General features: G+C 72.2%; 3 protein-coding genes. 2 read left to right on the forward strand and 1 reads right to left on the reverse strand.

Features of this window, described 5'->3' with window-relative positions:
* A partial coding sequence (locus tag H5J33_RS32975) for a serine/threonine-protein kinase (protein ID WP_181798382.1) occupies positions 1-887 on the reverse strand: 887 nt, incomplete at its 3' end.
* A 159-nt stretch (positions 888-1,046) separates the two neighbouring features.
* On the opposite strand from H5J33_RS32975, the gene H5J33_RS32980 reads away from it, so the two are divergent.
* A complete protein-coding gene (locus H5J33_RS32980; protein WP_181798383.1) occupies positions 1,047-1,370 on the forward strand; it encodes an SH3 domain-containing protein in 324 nt (107 codons plus the stop codon).
* Between the two features lie 62 nt (positions 1,371-1,432).
* The gene (locus H5J33_RS32985) at positions 1,433-1,957 is read left to right on the forward strand and encodes an EamA/RhaT family transporter (RefSeq protein ID WP_181798384.1); all 525 of its coding nucleotides are present in this window, start codon (positions 1,433-1,435) and stop codon (positions 1,955-1,957) included.
* Positions 1,958-2,006: the final 49 nt, after the last annotated feature.

Consider the following 2,006-nt stretch of genomic DNA (forward strand, 5'->3'; position numbering starts at 1 on the left):
TCCCCGTCCGTCCGCTGGGCCGGTATGAACGCCTGCGTGTCGTACGAGGCCGCCACCGAGCGCAGCTCCCGCATCAGCTCGTCCGGCGTGGGCCGCTCCTCCGGCTCCTTGGCCAGGCACCGCCGCACCAGCGACGCGAGCCCGAGCGGCACCCCGGTCAGATCGGGCTCGTCGTGCACGACCTGGTAGGCGACGACATAGGGACTGTCGGAGTCGAACGGGCCGCGCCCGGTGGCCGCGTGCACCATCACCGAGCCCAGCGCGAAGACATCGGCGGCCGGGCCCACCTCGCGGGGCCGCCGGAACTGCTCCGGCGCCATGAACGGCGGGGTGCCGATCAGCTTGCCCGTCTCGGTGCGCAGCTCGCTGTCCTTGGGCCGGGAGATCCCGAAGTCGATGACCTTCGGCCCGTCCTCGGCGAGCAGCACGTTGCCGGGCTTCAGATCCCGGTGCACCACCCCGACCCGGTGGATGTCGCGCAGCGCCTCGGCCAGCCCCGCCATCAGCCGGCGCAACTGCTCCGGAGTCATGGGGCCGTTCCGCTTCACGTGTTCCGAGAGGGTGGGACCGGGGATGTACAGGGTGGCCATCCAGGGCCGTTCGGCCTCTGGGTCGGCATCGACGACGGGCGCGGTGAAGGCACCGCTGACCCGCCGGGCGGCGGCCACCTCCTGCCGGAAACGGCCCCTGAATTCGGGATCCCGGGCGAACTCCGCGTGCACGACCTTCACCGCGAGCTTCATCCCCGAGGTGCTCCGGGCGAGGTGGACGACCCCCATGCCACCGGAGCCCAGACAGGACTCCAGTGGGTAGTGGCCGGCATATTCCGGAAGTTCCGCTTCCGCGTTCGCCTCCGTATTGGCTCCGGCGTTGCGCTGTGGCGCCATGGACCACCCCCGTGCTGTTCGTCCGCGCGCGCGACGCACGGAGCCTAATCGATGACTCGTACGGGACCGAGGCGGCTTGCTAGCGTCTGCCCCCGAGTCGCGCACACGTTTCGCGCCGGCTCTCACCGAGTTCGCGAGCGACGGGGGAGGACCACTTTCATGTCTGTCGACACACGAGAGGCCGAGGGCGTGGACGAGGGCCAGGGCGGCCCGACCACGCAGGCGGCCGCGGCCGTACGCACCTACGCCGTCGCACCGGGCGTCCGGCTGAACGTCCGCAGCGGCCCGGGCACCCAGTACAACCTGGTCCGCGTACTGCCGGAGGGCGTCCGCCTGCCGATCTACTGCCAGGCCCCCGGCACCACGGTCTCCGGCCCCTACGGCACCACCAACATCTGGGACCTCATCGACAACGGCGAGTACGTCTCGGACGCCTACGTCCACACCGGCAGCGACGGCTACATCGCCCCCCGCTGCGGCTGACGGCGCGCACCAGGCCGGGCCCCGGCCGGAAGGCCGTCCACGGCCGGGGCGATAATCGTGCCGTGAGCGACGAAACCGGCACCCCGGACAGCGCGGCGGGCTCCACCGGCGACACGGAGCCGAACGGCGGCCCCCGCCCCGAGCCCCTGCGCTTCTTCGGCACCTCCTGGGTCGACCACGACAACGGCTACGCGGCCCGCCGCGCCGGCGTCGCCGTCGGCTCCCTCGCCGCCGCGGCCGTCTCCTGCCTGGTGCTCAACCTCGCCTACCAGGGCATCCGGATCGCCGACACCGGCCCCTTCGTGACCGTGCTCATCGTGGTGATGTTCGCGATCTGCAGCGCGTTCGCCTTCCGCAACACCTGGGAGGGCTTCGGCAAGCGGCACGACCCGCAGCGCCAGGCCTCCCTGCGCGGAATGCTCGCCATCGGCTTCGTCGGCTCCCTCCTCGCCTACTTCGTCCGCTCCCTCGTCGAGGCACCGGGCGAGGGACTGCGCCGCGAGGAGTACGAGAAGGCCCGCGAGGCCCACGCCCGCCGCACCACCCGCCGCACCGGCAACCCGTCCCGCAAGAAGCGCCGCCGCTGAACCGCCGCGCGGGGTTCCCGTCCCTCACCGGGATGCCGTAGACCTGAGC

Origin of the sequence: Streptomyces sp. WELS2 (assembly GCF_013870595.1) — a bacterium.
GTDB lineage: Bacteria > Actinomycetota > Actinomycetes > Streptomycetales > Streptomycetaceae > Streptomyces.